The sequence below is a fragment of the Massilia polaris genome (genome assembly GCF_012927275.1).
Taxonomy (GTDB): domain Bacteria; phylum Pseudomonadota; class Gammaproteobacteria; order Burkholderiales; family Burkholderiaceae_D; genus Telluria_A; species Telluria_A polaris.
Genome location: NZ_JABBGG010000009.1, coordinates 88640 through 108557, shown reverse-complemented (window position 1 = coordinate 108557; position 19918 = coordinate 88640). Strand labels below are relative to the sequence as shown.

Below are 19918 nucleotides of genomic sequence, written 5' to 3'. Positions count from 1 at the left end.
GGCGGGCAGCTGTGTTAATGTAACGCCCTCACCCCAACCAGCTGCCCCACAACGCACAGTGCATATCTACGGCACCAAAAACTCCCGGACCTCGCTCGGCGCGACCGATTTCCTGCGCAAGAACGACCGCCTCGCCAGCCTGATGCCGGCCGCGATGCGCATGGCCAGCTTGCAGAGGGACTGCGCGAACGCCCTGCCGCCGATGTTCTCGCAGTGCGACGTGCTGGCGTTCGAACAAGGCCAGTTGTTACTGGCGATGCCGACGTCGGCGGTGGCGGCAAGGCTGAAGCAGCAGTTGCCAAAATTGCAGGCCGACCTGCAAAAGCGCGGCTGGCAGGTCGATGCGATCAAGCTGAAAGTGCAGGTCACCCGCGCCGCCGGGCCGGTGGTCGAGATCCGCAAGCTGTCGATGCCCGACAATGCGGTGACGGCGTTCGAGGAGCTGGGCGACGCGCTGGAGGCCACGCCCCAGAACGAGAAACTGATCGCCGCCATCAAGTCGATGGCGGCCAAGCGGCGCCAGGCTTAAGTAAGCGACCACTCACTGGTCATCTGGCGCTGGTAGGAGTGCGGCGCCTTGTCGATCGAGTCGTAGGACACGATCTCGTAGGAAGCCGGGTCCTTCAGCAGTTCGAGCAGCAGCAGGTTGTTCAGCGCATGGCCCGACTTGTGCGCGTGGTAGCTGGCCACCAGCGGATGGCCGACCAGGTACAGGTCGCCGATCGCGTCGAGGATCTTGTGGCGCACGAATTCATCTTCGTAGCGCAGGCCGTCCGAATTCAGGATCCGGTACTCGTCCATCACAATCGCGTTCTCCAGCGAACCGCCGCGCGCCAGGCCCATGCCGCGCAGGCTTTCCACGTCCTGCATGAAGCCGAAGGTACGCGCGCGCGCCACGTCATGCACATACGAGACGTCGCCGAAATCGACCGACGCGCGCTGCATGGTGCCGTCCACGGCCGGGTGATTGAATTCGATGAAGAAGTCCAGCTTGAAGCCGTCGTGCGGCGACAGGCGCGCCCACTTTTCGTTGTTGCCGGCGCCCTGGCGTACCTCGACATCCTTCAGCACGCGGATGAATTTCTTCGGCGCGTCCTGCTCCTGCACGCCAGCTTGCTGGAGCAGGAACACGAACGACGATGCCGAACCGTCCATGATCGGGATTTCTTCGGCCGATACGTCGACATACAGGTTGTCGATGCCAAGGCCGGCGCAGGCCGACATCAGGTGTTCGACGGTGGACACGCGCGCGTCGTCCTTGATCAGCACAGATGCCATGCGGGTGTCGCCGACGATGGTCGCGGTCGATGGAAATTCGACAACAGGATCCAGGTCGACGCGGCGGAATACGATGCCGGTATCGACAGCTGCCGGGCGCAGGGTCAGGACGACCTTGCGCCCGGAATGCAGGCCCACACCGGTGGTGCGGACCTCTTGTTTGACGGTTCGTTGTTTAAGCATCCCCCGATTATATCCGGGTTGAAATCACCCTGCATTGACGGGCTCAGGGATGCTCGCTTTCCACGTGAACGCGTTCGTGGCGGATCAGGTAGATGCCGCTGCCGATGATGATGGCTGCGCCCAGCAGGGTGTATTCGTCGGGCAGGGCCTGCCACAGCAGCCAGTCGATCGCCACGCCCCAGGCCAGCGCCGAATACTCGAACGGCGCCACGCTCGACGCCTCGCCCGAGCTGAACGCCTCGGTGATCGCGATCTGGCCGAGGAAACCGCTGACCGCGAGGCCAATCAGCAGCCATGCATCGGACACGCGGACCGTTACCCAGTTCGGTGCAGCGATGATGCTGGCGCCCACGGCGATCATCAGGATCAGCCAGAACATCACGTGTTCGGCAGGGTCGGTGCGGGCCAGGATGCGGGCCGCGATGGCCGATACCGCGTAGGCGACGGCGGAGCCGAGGATGGCCAGGCCGCCGAGGGTCAGCATGCCTTCGCCGGTCGGGCGCAGCACGACCAGCACGCCGGCCAGGCCGACCGCGATGGCGATCCAGCGCGGGGCGTCGACCGTCTCTTTCAAAAAGACCACCGACAGGGCCGTGATCAGCGCGGGGGCGATGAAGAAGATGGTGTAGGCCTCGGCCAGCGACAGGCTTTTCAGGCCGAAGGCGAACATGCCGAGCATCGCGATACCGAGCACGCCGCGCAGCACCTGCAGCGGCCAGCGCACCTTGAGGATATTGCGGAAGGCGCCGCGCCAGGCCACGTAGCCGATCATCAGCGGCAGCGACGACAGCGCGCGCAGCGCGGCCACCTGCACGGCGGGATAGTGCTGGGACAGCAGCTTCATGGCCGTGTCCATCAGCGAGAACATGGCGACGGCGATCAGCATCGCGTAGATGCTGCGCAGGTTGCCGTTGGCGGTGGCGGTTCTGGTGTGATTCATGTGAGACCAAATAAATGTAGGGCGGATAAGCAAGGCGCATCCGCCATGAGTCGTGTTGACGCATGCAGGCGGATGCGCTTCGCTTATCCGCCCTACGAGCGGACTACGAAGTCGAGGAAGCTTAAGCCAATTGCTTCAGCATCGTCTCGGCATTCGACACTTCGAAGCCGCCGCCCTGCTCCACGTTCAACTGCTTGACGACGCCGTCTTCAACCAGCATCGAGTAGCGCTGCGAGCGGGTGCCCATGCCGAACTTGGAGAAGTCAGCGTCCAGGCCGAGCGCCTTCGAAAATGCAGCGTTACCGTCGGCCATCATGCGCACGGCGCCGGTCGCCTTCTGGTCACGGCCCCACGCGCCCATCACGAACGCGTCGTTGACCGAGATGCACCAGATTTCGTCGACGCCAGCGGACTTGAATTCGGCGAAGTTCTTGACGTAGCCTGGCACGTGCTGTGCCGAGCAGGTCGGGGTGTAGGCGCCCGGCAGGCCGAAGATCGCGATCTTCTTGCCTTTGACCAAGTCAGCTACCTGGAAAGTATTCGGGCCAAGCGCGCAGCCTTCGGATTCGGTCTCTACGAATTCAGCCAGGGTGCTTTCCGGGAGGCGTTCGCCGATTTTGATGGTCATGTATGACTCCTTGTCGTGTGTTGGGAAAATAGCAAGTGCTTGACCGGGGAGTATGCCTGATCCGCGGTTTTTCTGCTGGCGAAGACCCAAAAAAGTAGGGCGGAAGAGCGCCGCGTCATCCGCCGATTTGCATTCGGCGGATGACGCGGCGCTCTTCGTCCCTACGGCGAACGAGTCTTCTTAAAACTTAGTCAGCTTGCTTGCGCAGGAACGCTGGAATGTCGTACGTCTCGACGCCATTGCGCTGCATCGCCTGGACCTGCTCCGATGCCTGCTCGCGACGCCATACGGCTGGCTGCTTCATGCCGTCCATCGCGCTGCCGACGCCGGAAGCGGAGCCCATCGAGACGCCGGCCGAAGCCGCGCCCATGCCGCTAGAGGCCATCATCGGCGCGTTGTGGGTGCCGGTGCGCAGCATCGGGGTCTGGACCAGCTGCATCGCCTTCTTGGCCCTGCCCAGGCCCGTCGCCACCACGGTGACACGGATGTCGTCGCCCATGTTGTCGTCGTACGCGATACCTTGCGCGATCGATGCGTCAGGCGCTGCGAATGCGCGTACCGCCGCCATCACTTCCTTGATCTCCTTACCCTTCAGGCCACGGCTGGCGGTGACGTTGACCAGCACGCCGCGCGCGCCGGACAGGTCGATACCGTCCAGCAGCGGCGATGCCACTGCCTGCTCGGCTGCGATGCGTGCGCGGTCGACGCCGGACGCGGTCGCGGTGCCCATCATCGCCTTGCCCTGCTCGCCCATGATGGTCTTGACGTCGTTGAAGTCGACGTTGATGTGGCCCGGGACGTTGATGATCTCGGCGATACCTGCAACCGCGTTGTTCAGTACATCGTCGGCGTGCTTCATCCAGTCGAGCATCGATTCATCTTCGTAGATGTCTTCCAGCTTTTCGTTCAGGATGATGATCAGGGAATCGACGTGCTGCGACAGCGCTTCCAGGCCTTCTTCGGCGATGTCCATGCACTTCTGGCCTTCGTACGAGAATGGCTTCGATACCACGGCCACGGTCAGCGCGCCCATCGACTTGGCGATTTCAGCGACGATCGGTGCCGCGCCGGTGCCGGTGCCGCCGCCCATGCCGGCAGCGATGAACACCATGTGCGCGCCGCGCAGCGAATCTTCGATGCGCGCACGCGATTCTTCGGCCAGCTGGCGGCCGACCGCAGGCTTCATGCCCGCGCCCAGGCCGGTCTCGCCGATCTGGATGATGTTGTGCGCGGACGATGCGGCCAGTGCCTGGGCATCGGTGTTCGCAGCGATGAACTCAACGCCGGAAACGCCCTTGTTGATCATGTGCTGAACCGCGTTGCCACCGGCGCCGCCGACGCCGACGACCTTGATGACGGTTCCCAGTGCTGCGTTATCGACCATATCGAACTCCATGATGTACTCCTGATGAATTTGCCGTTTCCAAGCGCCAGGGCTCTTATATATATGAAACCTGGAGATTGAAAACTGCGGTTATTTATAAAAATCTCTTTTTAAGACAATCCAGAATCTTGCTGCCCGCCCTGCCATGCAACTTAAAAATTACCTAAGAACCATTCCTTCATACGCTGCCACACCGCCTTCACCGAACCATCCTGACGCGTCACGATGTGCCCACGCAAGTACTGCTTTTTCGCTTCCAGCAGCAGGCCGAGGACGGTCGCATAGCGCGGACTGCGCACGACGTCAGCCAGCTGGCCGCGGTAGTCCGGCGTGCCAAGGCGCGCCGGCTTGAGGAAGATGTCTTCGGCCATTTCGGCCATGCCCGGCATGATCGAGGTGCCGCCGGTCAGGACGATGCCCGACGAGAGCACGCCTTCGTAGCCGGACTCGCGCACCGCCTGGTGCACCATCGCGAACAGTTCTTCGACGCGCGGCTCGATCACGGCGGCCAGCGCCTGGCGCGACAGGTTGCGCGGTCCGCGGTCGCCCAGGCCGGGCACTTCAAGCGTCTCGCCCGGATCGGCCAGCACTTGCTTGGCGACGCCATAGCGGATCTTGATTTCTTCGGCTTCGGAGGTCGGCGTACGCAGCGCCATCGCGATGTCGTTGGTGATCTGGTCGCCGGCGATCGGGATGACCGCGGTGTGACGGATCGCGCCGTCCGAGAAAACGGCGATGTCGGTGGTGCCGCCGCCGATGTCGATCAGGACCACGCCCAGCTCTTTTTCGTCGGCCGTCAGCACCGCGTCGGCGGAGGCCATCGGCTGCAAAATCAGGTCCGACACTTCGAGGCCGCAGCGGCGCACGCACTTGACGATGTTCTGTACCGCCGACACCGCGCCGGTGACGATGTGCACGCGCACTTCGAGGCGCACGCCGCTCATGCCGATCGGCTCGCGCACGTCTTCCTGCTTGTCGACGATGAATTCCTGCGGCACCGTGTGCAGCAGCTGCTGGTCGGTGGCGATGGTTACGGCCTTGGCGGTCTCGATCACGCGCGCGACGTCGGCCGCGGTGACTTCCTTGTCCTTGATCGCGACCATGCCGCTCGAATTGAACGAGCGGATATGGCTGCCCGCGATACCGGCATACACGTTGCGGATTTTGCAGTCGGCCATCAGCTCGGCTTCTTCGAGCGCGCGCTGGATCGACTCGACGGTGGCCTCGATGTTGACGACGACGCCCTTCTTCAGGCCCTTCGACTCGTGCTGCCCGAGTCCGATGACCTCATGCCGTCCGTCGGCCATCACCTCGGCCACCACCGCCACCACCTTGGAGGTGCCGATGTCGAGCCCGACGATCAGATTTTTCGCGTCTTTTGTCATTTTCCTGGCCTACTGTCTGTTCCGGTTTGTACTGCTGGTTGTTTTCGTTTTTTGTGTTACAGCCTTCACAGGCTTTGTTATATCGTTCGGCACCTGCAGCCCGTGGGCCGACAGCGCAAGCCCGTTCTGGTACCGCATGTCCACCGTCGCGATGCCGTCCTTCAGAAGGCTGGACAGCTGCGGATAAATCCCCACCAGCCGGTCCGCCCGCGTCTTCAGCGTCGTCGCGTCCTGTTCCCTGCCCAGCGCCACTTCCATCCCATTACTGAACTGCACCGTCCATGCATAGCGCGACGACAGGTTCAGCGCCGACGGAATCAGGCTCACCGGCGCAAACCATGTGCGCAGATCGATAAACCGTGCCAGCACTTCCTTCTCGCTGCCCTTCGGGCCATCGAAGGCCGGCAGCTCATGGTCCTCGTCCGCCTCGGCCAGGTTGGCGGTGAAGATATCGCCCTTCACCGACAGCAGCCTGCCGTCTTCGCCCCACGTGCCGAGCGCTTCATGCTCTTCCACTTCCACCACCAGCTGGTCCGGCCACTCGCGCCTGACCGTTGCGCGCCGTACCCAGGGCACCTGTTCAAACGCGCCGCGCACCTGCTCCAGGTCCGTGGTGAAGAAGTTGCCCTTCACCTTGCCCAGCATGCCCTGCGTCAGCGTCAGCTTGTTCACATGCTTCAGGTTCATGCCGTACATGTGCTGCACATACACCGTTCGCAGGTCGAACATCGGACGTTGCGAGATCCACCAAACGCCTGAACCCAGCAGCGCGATGACAACCAGCGCGATTAAAGCGTTCGCCGTTGAGTTCAAGGCCCGTACGTCTTGCCACATTCGCGCTTAGCCCTGTCCCTTCGCCATCTTCAGGCGTGCCGAGCGCAGGATTTCCACGCACAGGTCTTCGTAGCTGATGCCCAGCGCGCGCGCCGCCATCGGCACCAGCGAGTGCGAGGTCATGCCCGGCGAGGTGTTGGCCTCGATCAGGAACGGCTTGTTGTCCGACTCGCGCAGCATGAAATCGATGCGCCCCCAGCCTTCGCAGCCAAGCGCGTTATACGCCAGCACCGCGAGGCGCTGCATCTCCGCGCTGGTCGCATCGTCAATCACGGCCGGGCAGAAATACTTGGTGTCGTCGGTGAAGTACTTGTTCTGGTAGTCGTAGTTACCGCCCGGCGCCACGATCTCGACGATCGGCAGCGCCTTGGCGGCGCGGCCCTTGCCCAGCACCGCGACGGTGAATTCGCGGCCGGTCACGAACTGCTCGGCCAGCACCACGTCGCCCAGGCTCGCGGCCAGGTCGACCGCGGCCTGCAGCTCAGGCTCAAGCGTGACCTTGGTGATGCCGATGGTCGAGCCTTCGAGCGGCGGCTTGATCATCACCGGCAGGCCGAGTTCAGCTACCACCGTGGACAGGTCCGAATTCGCATCCAGCGTCGCGTATTGCGGCGTCGGCAGCTTGTTCATCAGCCAGATCATCTTGGTGTAGACCTTGTCCATGCCGATCGCGCAGGCCATCACGCCGCTCCCGGTGTATGGAATATCCAGCTGTTCCAGCGCGCCCTGCAGGCTGCCGTCTTCGCCGAAGCGGCCGTGCAGCGCGATGAACACGCGGTCGAATTTTTCAGCCGCCAGGTCGGCGATGCTGCGCTCGCCCGGATCGAAGGCGTGGGCGTCGACGCCCTTTGCCTTCAGGGCTTCCAGGACGCCGGTGCCGGACATCAGGGACACTTCGCGCTCGGCGGAGCGGCCGCCGAACAGCACGCCGACTTTGCCGAATTCAGTTGTGGTGGTAGTTGCGCTCACTTCGAGGCCTCTGCATAGGTTGTCAGTTTGTTGGCGATGCCGCTGATCGAGCCCGCACCCATCGTGATCACGACGTCGCCGTCGCGCACAACGCCCATCAGCGTCGACGGCATGTCGGCCATCGACTCAACGAAGATCGGTTCGACCTTGCCGCCTACGCGCAGCGCATGCGCCAGCGCACGGCCATCGGCGGCGACGATTGGCGCTTCGCCGGCGGCGTACACCTCGGCCAGCACCAGCACGTCAGGCGCGGCCAGCACCTTGACGAAGTCTTCGAACAGGTCGCGCGTGCGGCTGTAGCGGTGCGGCTGGAACGCCAGCACCAGGCGGCGGCCAGGGTAGGCGGCGCGCGCGGCCTTCAGCGTGACCTCGGTTTCGACCGGGTGGTGGCCGAAATCGTCGACCAGCGCGAACGTGCCGCCGCCAGGAATCGCGACGTCGCCGTAGCGGGTGAAGCGGCGGCCGACGCCGCGGAATTCGGCCAGGCCCTGCTGGGTCGCTTCGTCCTCGATGCCGAGTTCGCGCGCGATCGCAATCGCCGAGCAGGCGTTCTGCACGTTGTGCATGCCAGGCTGGTTCAGCACGAAGTCGGTGTCCGGGTAGCCGTCCTGGATCACGGTGAAATGCATCTGCAGGCCTTCGGCGCGCGCGTTGACGGCGCGTACCTGCGCATCTTCCGAGAAGCCGTAGGTGGTGATCGGCTTGGTCACTTCAGGCAGGATCGAGCGCACATGCACGTCGTCGATGCACAGCATCACGCGGCCGTAGAACGGCAGGCGGTGCGTGAAGTGCACGAAGGCGCCCTTGAGCTTTTCGAAATCGTGCTCGTAGGTTTCCATGTGGTCGGCGTCGATGTTGGTGATCACTTCCAGCATCGGCGTCAGGTTCAGGAACGACGCATCCGATTCGTCGGCTTCGGCCACGATGTATTCGCCGGTGCCCAGCTTGGCGTTGGCGCCGGCGCTGGTCAGGCGCCCGCCGATGACGAACGTAGGATCCAGGCCGCCCTGCGCCAGCACCGATGCGACCAGGCTGGTGGTGGTGGTCTTGCCGTGGGTGCCGGCAATCGCGATACCGCGCTTGAGGCGCATCAGTTCACCGAGCATGATCGCGCGCGGCACGATCGGGATCATCGCGGCGCGGGCTGCGACGACTTCAGGATTGTCCGCCTGGACGGCGGTCGAGGTGACGACCGCGTCGACCTGCGCGACGTGCTTCGCTGCGTGGCCGAGCATGACGGTCGCGCCCAGTTCCGCGAGGCGCTGGGTAGCCGCATTGCTGCCCAGGTCGGAACCGGACACGTTGTAGCCGAGGTTAAGCAGCACTTCGGCGATGCCGCTCATGCCGCTGCCGCCGATGCCGACGAAATGGATATTCTTGATCTTGTGCTTCATGCTTTTTTGTCCGTTCCAGCCAGTTGTTCCAACACCATGGCGATCGCTTCGTTCGCGTCGCGCTTGCCGACCGACTTTGCCGCCGCCGCCATCTGCAGGCAGTCGTTGCGGGTCAGCGATTGCAGCAAGGCCGCCATGCTTTTTGCACTCAATTCGGTTTGCGGCAGGTGGATCGCCGCGTTCTGCCTGGACATCCACACCGCGTTGTCGCGCTGGTGGCCGGTGGTCGACGCCATGAAAGGCACCAGCACACTGGCCACGCCGGACGCCGTCAGCTCGGACACGGTGATCGCGCCGGCGCGGCAGACCACGATGTCGGCGCCGGCGTATGCGCCTGCCATGTCGTCGATGAAGTCGACCACATTCGCTTCGACGCCCGCTGCCGCATACGAGGCACGCAGCGCATCGATGTTCTTTTTGCCCGACTGGTGGGTCACCACCGGGCGCTCGCCCTGCGGCAGCATCGCAAGAGCGGCGGGTACGCTGTCGTTGAGCACCTTGGCGCCGAGGCTTCCGCCCACCACGAGGATGCGCAGCACGCCGGTGCGCGACGCGAAGCGCGCCTCCGGCGACGGCATCTCCAGAATTTCCTTGCGCACCGGGTTGCCGGTGACGATGGCCTTGCTTGCCGCGCGGCCGAAGTCGGCCGGGAAGCCGAACATCACGCGCTGCGCGATTGGCGCCAGCGTCTTGTTAGACAACAGCAGCGCGGCATCGGCGTTGACCAGTGCCAGCGGAACGCCGGCGCAGCGCGCCATCATCCCGCCAGGTACGCAAACGTAGCCGCCCATGCCCAGCACGACGTCCGGTTTGCGGCGGCGGATGATGCCCATGCAGGTCGCGAAGCTGGCCGCCATCTTGAAGGCGCCGCGCACGGTGTGGCCGAGGCCCTTGCCGCGCATGCCCGCGAAGTCGATGGTGTCCATCTCGATGCCGTTCTTCGGCACCAGGTCGGTCTCCATGCCGTGCGAGGTACCCAGCCAGCTCACCTCCCAGCCGCGCTGGCGCATGGTCTGCGCAATCGCGATGCCGGGGAAGATGTGTCCGCCGGTGCCGGCTGCCATGATCATCAGGCGTTTCATGGACGGCCTCCGCGCATCAGCACACGGTTTTCGTAATCGATGCGCAGCAGGATCGCCAGGCCGACGCAGTTGAACAGCACGCCGGAACCGCCGTAGCTCATCAAAGGCAGGGTCAGGCCCTTGGTCGGCAGCAGGCCGAGGTTCACGCCCATGTTGATGAAGGTCTGCACGCCGATCCAGATCCCGATGCCTTTTGCGGTCAGGCCCGCGAACACCTGGTCGATGGCGATGGCCTGGCGGCCGATGTCGAAGGCGCGCTTGACCAGCCAGTAGAACATCGCGATCACCACCAGCACGCCGGCCAGGCCGAGTTCTTCGCCGATGACGGCCATGATGAAGTCGGTGTGCGCTTCCGGCAGGTAGTGCAGCTTCTCGACGCTGCCGCCCAGGCCAACGCCAAAGAGCTCGCCGCGGCCGAAGGCGATCAGCGAATGGGTCAGCTGGTAAGCCTTGTCGAGCGCATTGTCTTCCTGCCATGGGTCGAGGTAGGCGAACATGCGCGCGCGGCGGAACGGCGACAACGCGATGATCGCGCCGAAGGTCGCCACCAGCAGCATCACGATGCCGCCGAACCAGACGATGTTGATCCCGCCCAGGAACAGGATGCCCATGGCGATGCAGACGATCACGCCGAATGCGCCCAAGTCGGGTTCGAGCAGCAGCAGGCCGCCGATCAGCGTGATCGCGGCCGCCATCGGCATGAAGCCCTTGGTCAGCTTGTGCATGTACTCCTGCTTGCGCACCGTGTAATCGGCCGCATACAGCACGGCGGCGATCTTCATCACTTCGGACGGCTGCAGGTTGAAGACCTTCAGGTTCAGCCAGCGCTGGGCGCCGTTGACCGACACGCCGATGCCAGGAATGAGGACGATCGCCAGCAGGAACAGCGTGCCGACGAACATGATCGGCGCGTAGCGCTGCCAGACCGCGATACGGATGCGGAACACGAACAACGCGGCGAGGACCGAGACGACGATGAAGATCGCCTGGCGCTGCACGAAGTAGTTGTTCTTGTAGTTGGCGAACTTCGGCGAATCCGGCAGCGCGATGGAAGCGGAATACACCATCACCATCCCGAACAGCATCAGCAGCAAGGTGACCCAGACCAGCGGCTGGTCGTATTCCATCATTTTCGAGGGACGCGCGCGGCTACCCGACAGGGCGTCCGACGAGGATCCGGAAAACTTGAATGGAAGCTGGAAGGCCATCAGATGTCCTGTCCTTTTTCCAGCGCCAAGTCGCGCACCGCGTCGACGAACACCTGCGCGCGGTGCGCGTAGTTGGTGAACATGTCCATGCTGGCGCACGCAGGCGACAGCAGCACGCAATCGCCCGGCTGGGCGAGCGCGGCGGCGCGCAGCACTGCTTCCGGCAGCGTGGTGCAATCGACCATGTCGACCCCAGCCGGCCCGATCGCGCTGCGCAGCAGCGGCGCATCGCGGCCGATCAGCACCACCGCGCGCACGTAGCGCGAGACTGGTTCAGCCAGCGGATCGAATTCCTGGCCCTTGCCGTCGCCGCCGGCGATCAGGACAACCTTCCGGGCCACGCTTGGCTGGTTCTCGCCAGCGAAGACCTTGCCCAGTCCGTTCAGGGCCGCGACAGTAGCGCCGACGTTGGTGCCCTTGCTGTCGTCATAGAATTCGACGCCGTCGATGGCCGTCACCAGTTCGACGCGGTGAGGCTGGCCCTGGTATTCACGCAGGCCGTGCAGCAGTGCCGCGAACGGCAGGCCGATCGCGCGGCACAGGGCCAGCGCGGCCAGCGCGTTCGATGCGTTGTGGACGCCGCGGATGCGCAGCGCGTCGGCCGGCATCAGGCGGTTGACGATGCATGGCACCTCTTCCACCGGTTCGTTCTTGCGGCGCTTCTTCTCGCTTTCCTCGCCCGGCACACCGACGGCGAGCCACAGCACGCCGCGTTCGTTCTGCAGGCCGAACGACCCGGCCTGCGCCGGCTCGTTGATGCCGAAAGTGACCACGTCGGCAGTCGGTGCAGCCATGCGCATGACGGCGGCGTCGTCGCGGTTCAGCACGCGCACGGTGTGTTCGCCGAAGATGCGGGCCTTGTCGTTGGCGTACGACGCCATGTCGCCGTGCCAGTCGAGGTGGTCCTGGGTGACGTTCAGCACCGTCGCCGCGTCGGCGTCGAGGCTGAAGGTGGCGTGCAGCTGGAAGCTGGACAGCTCGAGGATCCATGCCTGCGGCAGTTCGTCGGCGTCGAGCACTTCGCGCAGGACGTCCAGCGCGGCCGGGCTGATGTTGCCAGCCACGCGCGTCGTCAAACCGGCGCGTTCGCACAGCAGGCCGGTCAGGCTGGTGACGGTGGTCTTGCCGTTGGTGCCGGTGATCGCGATGACCTTCGGCGCATAGCCGCGTTCCTGCTTAAGGTGTGCGAGCGCCTGTGCGAACAGTTCGATCTCGCCCCAGACAGGGATATTTTTTTTCTCTGCCGCTGGTGTGACGTCGGCCAGCTCGCGCTGCGGCATCAGGCCCGGGCTCACTGCCACGAAGTCGACGCCGTCGACCAGGCTTGCCGCCAGCGGGCCGCCCACGAATTCGGCGCCCGGCACGGTGTCGCGCAAGGCAGGAAGGCGCTGCGGCTCGGCGCGCGTGTCCGCCACGCGCACGGTTGCCCCGCAGCGTGCCAGCCATTGCGCCATTGCGAGCCCGGATTCCCCGAGCCCCAGCACCAGTGCCTTTTTGCCTTCGTAGATCATTATCAGCGCAGCTTCAGTGTGGAGAGGCCGATCAGGACCAGCATCATCGTGATAATCCAGAAGCGGACCACGACCTGGGTCTCTTTCCAGCCCTTTTGTTCAAAGTGGTGGTGCAGTGGCGCCATCAGGAATACCCGCCGCCCCACTCCGTACCGCTTCTTGGTGTATTTGAACCAGCTCACCTGGATCATCACCGAGATGGTCTCGGCCACGAAGATGCCGCCCATGATGAACAGGACGATTTCCTGGCGCACGATGACGGCGATGGTGCCGAGCGCGCCGCCCAGTGCCAGCGCGCCGACGTCGCCCATGAACATCTGGGCCGGGTGCGCGTTAAACCACAGGAAGGCCAGGCCCGCGCCCGCCATCGCGCCGCAGAAGATCAGCAGTTCGCCCGCGCCTGCAATGTGCGGGATGAACAGGTATTTCGAGTAGGTCGCGCTGCCGGTCAGGTAGGCGAACAGGCCGAGCGCCGAACCGACCATCACGGTCGGCATGATGGCCAGGCCATCGAGGCCGTCGGTGATGTTGACCGCGTTGCTCGAACCGACGATGACGCAGTAGGTCAGCGCGATGAAGCCCCACACGCCGACCGGGTAGCTGATGGTCTTGAAGAACGGGACGATCAGGTCGGCCTTCGGCGGCAGGTCCATCGAGAAGCCCGACTGCACCCACGCGAAGAACAGTTCCCACACCTTGGCCGGGGTCGCGGCCGACACCGAGAACGCCAGGTACAGCGCGGCGGCGATGCCGATCAGCGACATCCAGAAGTACTTTTCGCCGGAGCGCATGCCTTCCGGGTCCTGGTAGACCACCTTGCGGTAGTCGTCGACCCAGCCGATGGCGCCATAGCCGATGGTGACCACCAGCACAGGCCAGATCAGGCGGTTCGACAGGTCGGCCCACAAAAGCGTGGACACGCCGATGGCGATCAGGATCAGCACACCGCCCATGGTCGGGGTGCCGTGTTTTTTCAGGTGCGTCTGCGGACCGTTCGTTCGAACTGCCTGGCCGACTTTCAATTCGACCAGCTTGCGGATGACAGCCGGGCCGGCGAACAAACCGATCAGCACCGCCGTGATGGTGGCGAACACCGCACGGAAAGTGATGAAGTTGAAAACGCGCAGCGGACCGAATTCGTCCTGGAACATTTGTGCGAGCCAGAGCAGCATATTAGTGGGCTTCCTTGCCAGTGTTGTGTTGTCCAAGAAGGTGCTGAACCACGCGTTCCATCTCCATGAAACGCGAGCCCTTCACCAACACAGTTGCGTCAGATTTGGTGCCCAGCTTTGCGCCCAGTGCTGCCAATAACTCGTCAAACTGCTCAAAATGTTGTGCGCCGGCGGTCGTCATGTGACGCGCCAGCTCGCCCGTCGCCAGTACCGTCGCGATGCCGCGGCTGGCCGCGTAGGCGGCGATCTCTTCGTGGAACTCGCGTCCCTGCGTGCCGACTTCGCCCATGTCGCCCAGCACCAGGATGCGCGGCGCGGCTGCTTCGGCCAGCACGTCGATGGCGGCGCGCACGGAATCCGGATTGGCGTTGTAGGTGTCGTCGATGACGGTGGCGCCGCATACGGCCTGCTTTCGCTGCAGGCGGCCGCTGACCGGCGCGAAGGCCTCGAGGCCGCGCACGATGGCGTCGCGGCCGATGCCGGCTGCAACCGCGCAGGCGATCGAAGCGAGCGCGTTGCGCACGTTGTGCATGCCGAAGGCGGCCAGCTGCACGCTGAAGGTGCCGTCTTCCTTGCCGGTGCCGGCCACGGTGACATCGAGTTCGCTGCCCGCGCCGGACGTGCGGTGCGCGCAGCTGACGTTGGCGGCGTTATTCAGGCCGAAGGTGATGACCTTGCGCTGGCCGCGCGCCTGCGCGAGGCTAAGCCACAGGTCGGTGTAGGTGTCGTCGGCCGGGAACACGGCCACGCCGTTGGCGGGCAGGCCAGCGATGACGGCGCCGTTTTCCTGCGCTACCGCTTCGACGGTGTGCATGAATTCCTGGTGCTCGCGCTGCGCGTTGTTCACCAGGCCGATGGTCGGCGCGGCGATCGCGGTCAGGCGGCCGATTTCGCCGGGATGGTTCATGCCCAGTTCGACTACGGCGGCCTGGTGCGCTTCGGTCAGGCGCATCAGGGTGAGCGGAACACCGATTTCGTTATTCAGGTTGCCGCGCGTGGCGAGGCGGCCGTCTTCGCCGTGTGCTTGCGCGAGGATGGCCGCGATCATTTCCTTGACAGTGGTCTTGCCGTTGCTGCCGGTGACGCCGATAACAGGAATGTCGAAGCGCGCACGCCAGAAGTTGGCGATCTGGCCGAGTGCCACCAGGGTATTCGGCACCACGATGGCTGGCAGCTTCAGGCCTGGCGGCAGCTCTTCGACGACAACCGCGCCCACGCCGCGGCCTGCGACCTGTTCGAGGAAATCGTGGCCGTCGAAGTTCTCGCCGCGCAGCGCGACGAACAGTTCGCCGGCGCTGGCCGTGCGGCTGTCGGTCGTGACCGATTCGAACGTCGCGTTCTGCGTCATGCGTGCGCCCGCGATCGACGGGACCATCAGTGCCAGTGAGCCGCGCATCAGTTAGTCCTCATCATGGTGACGCGCGCGGCAAATGCCAGCGCGGCGTGGTCGGCATCGGAAAACGGCATCTTCTTGCCCTTGATTTCCTGGTACGGCTCGTGGCCCTTGCCTGCCACGAGGATGACATCCTGCTTTGCCGCCTGCTTGACGGCCGACAGGATCGCCGCGGCGCGGTCTTCGATCGCCTGGAAGGTCGATTCAGGATGATCCTTGTCCATGCCGGCGACGATCTGGGCGATGATCTCGCCCGCCTCTTCGCTGCGCGGGTTGTCACTGGTGACCAGCACGTGCTGCGCGATCTGCGCGATGGCGCCCATCTGCGGGCGCTTGCCCGGATCGCGGTCGCCACCGCAGCCGAACACGCACCACAGCTTGCCGCCGCGTTCATCGGCTACCTGGCGCAGCGCCTGCAGCGTTTTCTCCAGCGCGTCCGGGGTGTGGGCGTAATCGATGACGACCATCGGCGCGTCCTGGCCGCCGAGCTGCTGCATGCGGCCCGGGGCCGGGGTCAGCGCTTCGAGCGCATCGACGCCGGCGCGCAGCGCGGTGCCTTTGGCCAGCAGCGCGCCAAGCACCGCCAGCGCATTGCTGATGTTGAAATGGCCGACCAGGTGGGTCTTCACGGTGGCCGCGCCGTACGGGGATTCGAGGTGGAAGTCGGTGCCTGCGTGGCGGCTGCGGAACTGCGACGCGCGCAGGATCGCGACGCCGTCGAGCTCCGGCTGCGCCACGGCGTCGCGCAGCGTGTAGCCGATCAGCGCCAGCGCATCGCCGAACCTGGCGCGCAGGTGCGCTACGAGGCGCAATCCAACTGGGTCGTCCAGGTTAAGTACAGCGGTCTTCAGGTGAGGCCATTCAAACAATTTAATCTTGGCCGCTTCGTAGCTGGCCATGTCGCCGTGATAGTCGAGGTGGTCGCGCGTCAGGTTGGTAAACAACGCGACATCGAAATGCATGCCGGACGTGCGGCCCTGCTCCAAACCTATCGATGATACCTCGATCGCCAGCGATGCAGCGCCCGCTTGGCGTACTTGCGCAAGCTTTCCTGCGAGCAGCACCGCATCCGGTGTCGTGTAGCCGGTGACGTCGTATACAGGTTCGCCGCGGCCGCTGAACAGGCCAACGCCGAGGGTGCCGATGACGGCGGTCGGGCTGCCGAGGCGCGACATGGCCTGGCCGAGCCAGACCGCGCATGACGTTTTGCCATTGGTGCCGGTGACGCCGACGGTGAACATCTGCGCGTCGGGCATGCCATGGAACGTGTGCGCGATCTCGCCGGCGTGGCGCTTCAGGTGTTCGACCGCCAGGTGCGGCACATCGAGTGCGCTGTCCCAGGCGAAGTCGGTGGCTTCGAAAACCACCGCGGCAGCGCCCTGTTCGACGGCGGCATAGATGAAGTCGCGGCCGTCGCCGCCCTCGCCTTTATAGGCAAAGAACACGTCGCCAGCCTTGATGCGGCGCGAGTCGGACGCCAGCTGCGCGCTCGGCGCAGTGTCGCGGATCCACTGGCAGATATCCTGCATGCTAACCGGGGTCACAGGCTGTCCTCCAGCGGGTTTTCAGGAATGATGATGTCGGTGACGGTCGAATCGGGCGCCACGTTGGCCGCGCGCAGGGCATTGGCCGCCAGCGCTGCGAAGGTCGGTGCGGCGACCCAGCCGCCGGTGCGGTACACGCCGCTTACATCGTCGAGCATGACGGCGATGATGAAGCGCGGATTCGACATCGGCGCGATGCCCACGAAGGAGCCGACGTTGCGGTTGTTCGAATAGCGGCCGTTGATCAGCTTTTGCGCGGTACCGGTCTTGCCGCCGACGCGGTAGCCAGGCACCTGCGCCTTGGACGCGGTGCCTTCAGGGCCCACGACACTTTCAAGCATGGTGCGCATCTGGCGCGCGGTCTGCGGCGAAATGACCTGCTGGCCGACGGGCGGCTCGGTGACCTTCTGGAACGACAGCGGAATGATGTCGCCGTCGCGCGCGAAGATCATGTACGAACGCGCCAGCTGCAGCAGCGAGACCGAAATGCCGTGACCGAAGGCCATGTTGGCCTGCTCGATCGGCTTCCATGATTTGTACGGGCGCACGCGGCCTGCCACGGCGCCAGGGAAACCGAACTTAGGCTGCTGGCCGAAACCGGACTTGGTAAAGATCTCCCACATCTCCTGCGGCGGGATCGGCAGTGCAATCTTGGCCATGCCGATGTTGGACGACTTCTGGATGATCTTGCTGACCGATAGCGTGCCATAGGTGTGCATGTCGCGCACGCGGCGGTCGCCGATGACCATGTAGCCCGGCGCGGTTTCGTACATCGTATCCGGCGTGACGCGCTTGGTGTCCAGCGCCAGCGCCACCGTGAACGGCTTGAGCGTTGAACCCGGCTCGAAGGTATCGGTGACCACGCGGTTGCGCAGCTGCTCGCCGGTGAGCACGCGGCGGTCGTTCGGGTTGTAGGTCGGGTAGTTGGCCAGCGCCAGCACTTCGCCGGTCTTCACGTCCAGCACCACGGCCGCACCGGCCTTGGCGTTGAACTTTTCGACCGCTTCCTTGATGCTGGAGAAGGCGATGTACTGCAGCTTGCTGTCGACCGACAGGGTCAGGTCCTTGCCGTCATGCGGCTGCTTTGACAGGCCGACGTCTTCGACGATGCGGCCCAGGCGGTCCTTGATGACGCGGCGGCTGCCGGTGGCGCCCTGCAGCGTCTTCTGCTGCGCCAGCTCCATGCTTTCCTGGCCGGTGTCTTCGACGTTGGTGAAGCCGACCACGTGGGTCATTACTTCGCCCTGCGGGTAGAAGCGCTTGTATTCCTTGCGGGTGTCGAGTCCGGCGATTTCGAGCTTGTCGATTTTCGCGATCACGTCCATCTCGACCTGGCGCTTCAGGTAGACGAAGGTGCGGTCCGAATTGAGCTTCTTGCGCAGTTCGGCATTGCTCATTTCCAGCAGCCGCGCCAGTTCGGCCAGCTTTTCAGGAGAAGACTTAAGCACGTCTTCAGGAATCGCCCACACCGCCTTGACCGGCAGCGACGACGCCAGCACCTGGCCGTTGCGGTCCATGATCTTGCCGCGCGTGGCCGGCAGTTCGATGGTGCGCTCGTAGCGGCTCTTGCCCTGCTTTTGCAGGAACTCGTTGGACATCCCCTGCAGCCATATCGCGCGCACGGCGAGCGCCGCGAATGCGGCGAACAGCACGAACAGCACGACGCGCGAACGCCAGGTCGGCAGGCTGACCGCCAGCACCGGGCTTTTCGAGAACGACATCCCTTTCGAGGCGGCGACCCGCGAGTTCACGCCATTGCCGCCGCGCTTCATTTGGCGCCTTCCGTGAGGTACTGCGTACGTGCCGGGGACAGCGGCGCCATGTTCAGCTCAGTGCGCGCGATCTGCTCGATGCGCGCGTTCTTGCCGAGCGTGGACTGGTCCAGCTGGAGCTGGGCCCAGTCGATGTCGAGCTGGCGCGACTGCTGCTCCAGCTTTTCCAGTTCGATGAACAGGTTGCGCGCCTTGTACTGCGAGTTCACCAGCGCCAGCGCGCAGGTCACCAGCAGGGCCGCGAAGAAGATGTTGATCTTGAAGCTCACGCGGCGGCTCCCGCATAGGGCAGGCGTTCGGCCACGCGCAGGACGGCCGAGCGCGAGCGCGGGTTGGCTTTTACTTCCTCGTCGGACGGCTTGATCTTGGCGATCAGCTTCATCAAAGGCTGCGGCAGGTCGACGGCGCGGATCGGCAGGCGGCGGTCCGGCTGCGCGACCTTGGCTTTACTGGCCAGGAACTGCTTGACCATGCGGTCTTCCAGCGAATGGAAGCTGATGACCGAGAGGCGCGCGCCAGGCGCGAGCAGCGCGTACGCTTCGCTCAGGCCTGTCTCGAGATCTTCAAGCTCTTTATTGACGAAAATCCGGATAGCCTGAAAGGTACGGGTGGCCGGATCCTTGCCCTTTTCGCGGGTCTTGACCGCGTTTGCCACGATACCGGCAAGCTGTCGTGTGGTTGAAATTGGTACGACTGCCCGGCCAGCAACAATCGCCTTTGCAATCTGAAAAGCAAACCGTTCTTCCCCATAATCGCGCACTACCTTTTCCAGTTGTTGTTCGGTTGCCGTGGCCAGCCACTCGGCCGCCGAGACGCCGCGCGTGGTATCCATGCGCATGTCGAGCGGCCCGTCTTTTTGAAAACTGAAGCCGCGCGCGGCGTCGTCGACCTGCGGCGAAGAGATGCCCAGGTCGAGCAGGATGCCGTCCACATGGCTGACGCCGCGTTCCTGCAGCGCGCTTTTCATGGTGGCGAAACTGTCGTGCACGATCTCGAAACGGGGGTCAAGGATCTGGTTGGCGGTGGCGATCGCCTGCAGGTCCTTGTCGAAGCCGAACAGGCGGCCGTTCGGCCCCAGCTTCGACAGGATCAGGCGGCTATGGCCGCCGCGGCCGAACGTACCATCTATATAGACGCCGTCGGCGCGCACGCCATCGATGTTGAGCGCATCGACCGCTTCGTTGAGCAGCACCGTCCGGTGCTGGAACTCAGGCGCCGCTACTGTAGTCATTCGCTGGCGC

At 64.3% G+C, this 19918-nt stretch carries 18 protein-coding genes; 1 reads left to right on the top strand and 17 read right to left on the bottom strand.

The window, feature by feature from the left end:
• The first annotated feature begins 58 nt into the window (after positions 1 to 58).
• Positions 59 to 529: a DciA family protein gene (locus HHL21_RS16175; RefSeq protein WP_370659741.1), complete on the top strand. Its 471-nt coding sequence runs from the start codon at positions 59 to 61 to the stop codon at positions 527 to 529.
• On the opposite strand, the gene lpxC is transcribed toward HHL21_RS16175, so the two are convergent.
• The 17 genes from lpxC to rsmH all read right to left on the bottom strand — a co-directional run bounded on the left by lpxC (position 526) and on the right by rsmH (position 19908).
• Entirely contained in the window at positions 526 to 1461 is a 936-nt protein-coding gene (gene lpxC, locus HHL21_RS16170; protein WP_169467702.1) for a UDP-3-O-acyl-N-acetylglucosamine deacetylase, read from the bottom strand. The two genes, HHL21_RS16175 and lpxC, sit on opposite strands and share 4 nt — an antisense overlap.
• Before the next feature lie 43 nt (positions 1462 to 1504).
• Positions 1505 to 2347, bottom strand: coding sequence for a DMT family transporter (locus tag HHL21_RS16165; protein WP_169467889.1), 843 nt, complete (start codon positions 2345 to 2347; stop codon positions 1505 to 1507).
• 175 nt (positions 2348 to 2522) lie between these two features.
• A complete protein-coding gene (locus HHL21_RS16160; protein WP_169467700.1) occupies positions 2523 to 3029 on the bottom strand; it encodes a peroxiredoxin in 507 nt (168 codons plus the stop codon).
• A 187-nt stretch (positions 3030 to 3216) separates the two neighbouring features.
• On the bottom strand, positions 3217 to 4425 hold the full coding sequence (gene ftsZ / locus HHL21_RS16155; protein WP_169467698.1) for a cell division protein FtsZ: 1209 nt from the start codon (positions 4423 to 4425) through the stop codon (positions 3217 to 3219).
• 140 nt (positions 4426 to 4565) lie between these two features.
• Positions 4566 to 5798 (bottom strand): cell division protein FtsA, encoded by a 1233-nt coding sequence (gene ftsA, locus HHL21_RS16150; protein ID WP_169467696.1) that lies wholly within the window; start codon positions 5796 to 5798, stop codon positions 4566 to 4568.
• Between the two features lie 9 nt (positions 5799 to 5807).
• On the bottom strand, positions 5808 to 6632 hold the full coding sequence (locus tag HHL21_RS16145) for a cell division protein FtsQ/DivIB (protein WP_169467694.1): 825 nt from the start codon (positions 6630 to 6632) through the stop codon (positions 5808 to 5810).
• 6 nt (positions 6633 to 6638) lie between these two features.
• The gene (locus HHL21_RS16140; RefSeq protein WP_169467692.1) at positions 6639 to 7601 is read right to left on the bottom strand and encodes a D-alanine--D-alanine ligase; all 963 of its coding nucleotides are present in this window, start codon (positions 7599 to 7601) and stop codon (positions 6639 to 6641) included.
• Positions 7598 to 8995 (bottom strand): UDP-N-acetylmuramate--L-alanine ligase, encoded by a 1398-nt coding sequence (gene murC / locus HHL21_RS16135; RefSeq protein ID WP_169467690.1) that lies wholly within the window; start codon positions 8993 to 8995, stop codon positions 7598 to 7600. The genes HHL21_RS16140 and murC overlap by 4 nt, the downstream gene beginning before the upstream one ends.
• Positions 8992 to 10077: an undecaprenyldiphospho-muramoylpentapeptide beta-N-acetylglucosaminyltransferase gene (murG, locus tag HHL21_RS16130; RefSeq protein WP_169467688.1), complete on the bottom strand. Its 1086-nt coding sequence runs from the start codon at positions 10075 to 10077 to the stop codon at positions 8992 to 8994. Before murG ends, murC begins: the two co-directional genes overlap by 4 nt.
• Positions 10074 to 11285, bottom strand: a complete 1212-nt coding sequence (gene ftsW, locus HHL21_RS16125) for a putative lipid II flippase FtsW (protein ID WP_169467686.1) — start codon at positions 11283 to 11285, stop codon at positions 10074 to 10076. The genes murG and ftsW overlap by 4 nt, the downstream gene beginning before the upstream one ends.
• The gene (gene murD / locus HHL21_RS16120; protein ID WP_169467684.1) at positions 11285 to 12796 is read right to left on the bottom strand and encodes a UDP-N-acetylmuramoyl-L-alanine--D-glutamate ligase; all 1512 of its coding nucleotides are present in this window, start codon (positions 12794 to 12796) and stop codon (positions 11285 to 11287) included. The genes ftsW and murD overlap by 1 nt, the downstream gene beginning before the upstream one ends.
• Positions 12797 to 12798: 2 nt before the next feature.
• Complete coding sequence (gene mraY / locus HHL21_RS16115) at positions 12799 to 13968, bottom strand: phospho-N-acetylmuramoyl-pentapeptide-transferase (protein ID WP_169467682.1); 1170 nt, start codon at positions 13966 to 13968, stop codon at positions 12799 to 12801.
• A 1-nt stretch (position 13969) separates the two neighbouring features.
• Positions 13970 to 15364 carry a UDP-N-acetylmuramoyl-tripeptide--D-alanyl-D-alanine ligase gene (locus HHL21_RS16110; RefSeq protein WP_169467680.1) on the bottom strand — a complete coding sequence of 465 codons (1395 nt, stop codon included), beginning with the start codon at positions 15362 to 15364 and terminating at the stop codon, positions 13970 to 13972.
• Entirely contained in the window at positions 15364 to 16890 is a 1527-nt protein-coding gene (locus HHL21_RS16105; RefSeq protein WP_169467887.1) for a UDP-N-acetylmuramoyl-L-alanyl-D-glutamate--2,6-diaminopimelate ligase, read from the bottom strand. Before HHL21_RS16105 ends, HHL21_RS16110 begins: the two co-directional genes overlap by 1 nt.
• Positions 16891 to 16901: 11 nt before the next feature.
• Positions 16902 to 18677: a peptidoglycan D,D-transpeptidase FtsI family protein gene (locus HHL21_RS16100; protein WP_169467678.1), complete on the bottom strand. Its 1776-nt coding sequence runs from the start codon at positions 18675 to 18677 to the stop codon at positions 16902 to 16904.
• On the bottom strand, positions 18674 to 18946 hold the full coding sequence (gene ftsL, locus HHL21_RS16095) for a cell division protein FtsL (RefSeq protein ID WP_169467676.1): 273 nt from the start codon (positions 18944 to 18946) through the stop codon (positions 18674 to 18676). The genes HHL21_RS16100 and ftsL overlap by 4 nt, the downstream gene beginning before the upstream one ends.
• Positions 18943 to 19908: a 16S rRNA (cytosine(1402)-N(4))-methyltransferase RsmH gene (gene rsmH, locus HHL21_RS16090; protein WP_169467674.1), complete on the bottom strand. Its 966-nt coding sequence runs from the start codon at positions 19906 to 19908 to the stop codon at positions 18943 to 18945. Before rsmH ends, ftsL begins: the two co-directional genes overlap by 4 nt.
• Positions 19909 to 19918 lie beyond the last annotated feature (10 nt).

Excerpts from the sequence above, each read along its gene's own strand:
- lpxC (WP_169467702.1), bottom strand. The coding sequence starts at position 1,461 with ATGCTTAAACAACGAACCGTCAAACAAGAGGTCCGCACCACCGGTGTG.
- murD (WP_169467684.1), bottom strand. The coding sequence starts at position 12,796 with ATGATCTACGAAGGCAAAAAGGCACTGGTGCTGGGGCTCGGGGAATCC.
- ftsZ (WP_169467698.1), bottom strand. The coding sequence starts at position 4,425 with ATGGAGTTCGATATGGTCGATAACGCAGCACTGGGAACCGTCATCAAG.
- HHL21_RS16105 (WP_169467887.1), bottom strand. The coding sequence starts at position 16,890 with ATGCAGGATATCTGCCAGTGGATCCGCGACACTGCGCCGAGCGCGCAG.
- HHL21_RS16165 (WP_169467889.1), bottom strand. The coding sequence starts at position 2,347 with ATGCTGATCGCCGTCGCCATGTTCTCGCTGATGGACACGGCCATGAAG.
- murG (WP_169467688.1), bottom strand. The coding sequence starts at position 10,077 with ATGAAACGCCTGATGATCATGGCAGCCGGCACCGGCGGACACATCTTC.
- murC (WP_169467690.1), bottom strand. The coding sequence starts at position 8,995 with ATGAAGCACAAGATCAAGAATATCCATTTCGTCGGCATCGGCGGCAGC.
- mraY (WP_169467682.1), bottom strand. The coding sequence starts at position 13,968 with ATGCTGCTCTGGCTCGCACAAATGTTCCAGGACGAATTCGGTCCGCTG.
- HHL21_RS16145 (WP_169467694.1), bottom strand. The coding sequence starts at position 6,632 with ATGTGGCAAGACGTACGGGCCTTGAACTCAACGGCGAACGCTTTAATC.
- HHL21_RS16100 (WP_169467678.1), bottom strand. The coding sequence starts at position 18,677 with ATGAAGCGCGGCGGCAATGGCGTGAACTCGCGGGTCGCCGCCTCGAAA.
- HHL21_RS16160 (WP_169467700.1), bottom strand. The coding sequence starts at position 3,029 with ATGACCATCAAAATCGGCGAACGCCTCCCGGAAAGCACCCTGGCTGAA.
- HHL21_RS16110 (WP_169467680.1), bottom strand. The coding sequence starts at position 15,364 with ATGCGCGGCTCACTGGCACTGATGGTCCCGTCGATCGCGGGCGCACGC.
- ftsA (WP_169467696.1), bottom strand. The coding sequence starts at position 5,798 with ATGACAAAAGACGCGAAAAATCTGATCGTCGGGCTCGACATCGGCACC.
- ftsW (WP_169467686.1), bottom strand. The coding sequence starts at position 11,285 with ATGGCCTTCCAGCTTCCATTCAAGTTTTCCGGATCCTCGTCGGACGCC.
- rsmH (WP_169467674.1), bottom strand. The coding sequence starts at position 19,908 with ATGACTACAGTAGCGGCGCCTGAGTTCCAGCACCGGACGGTGCTGCTC.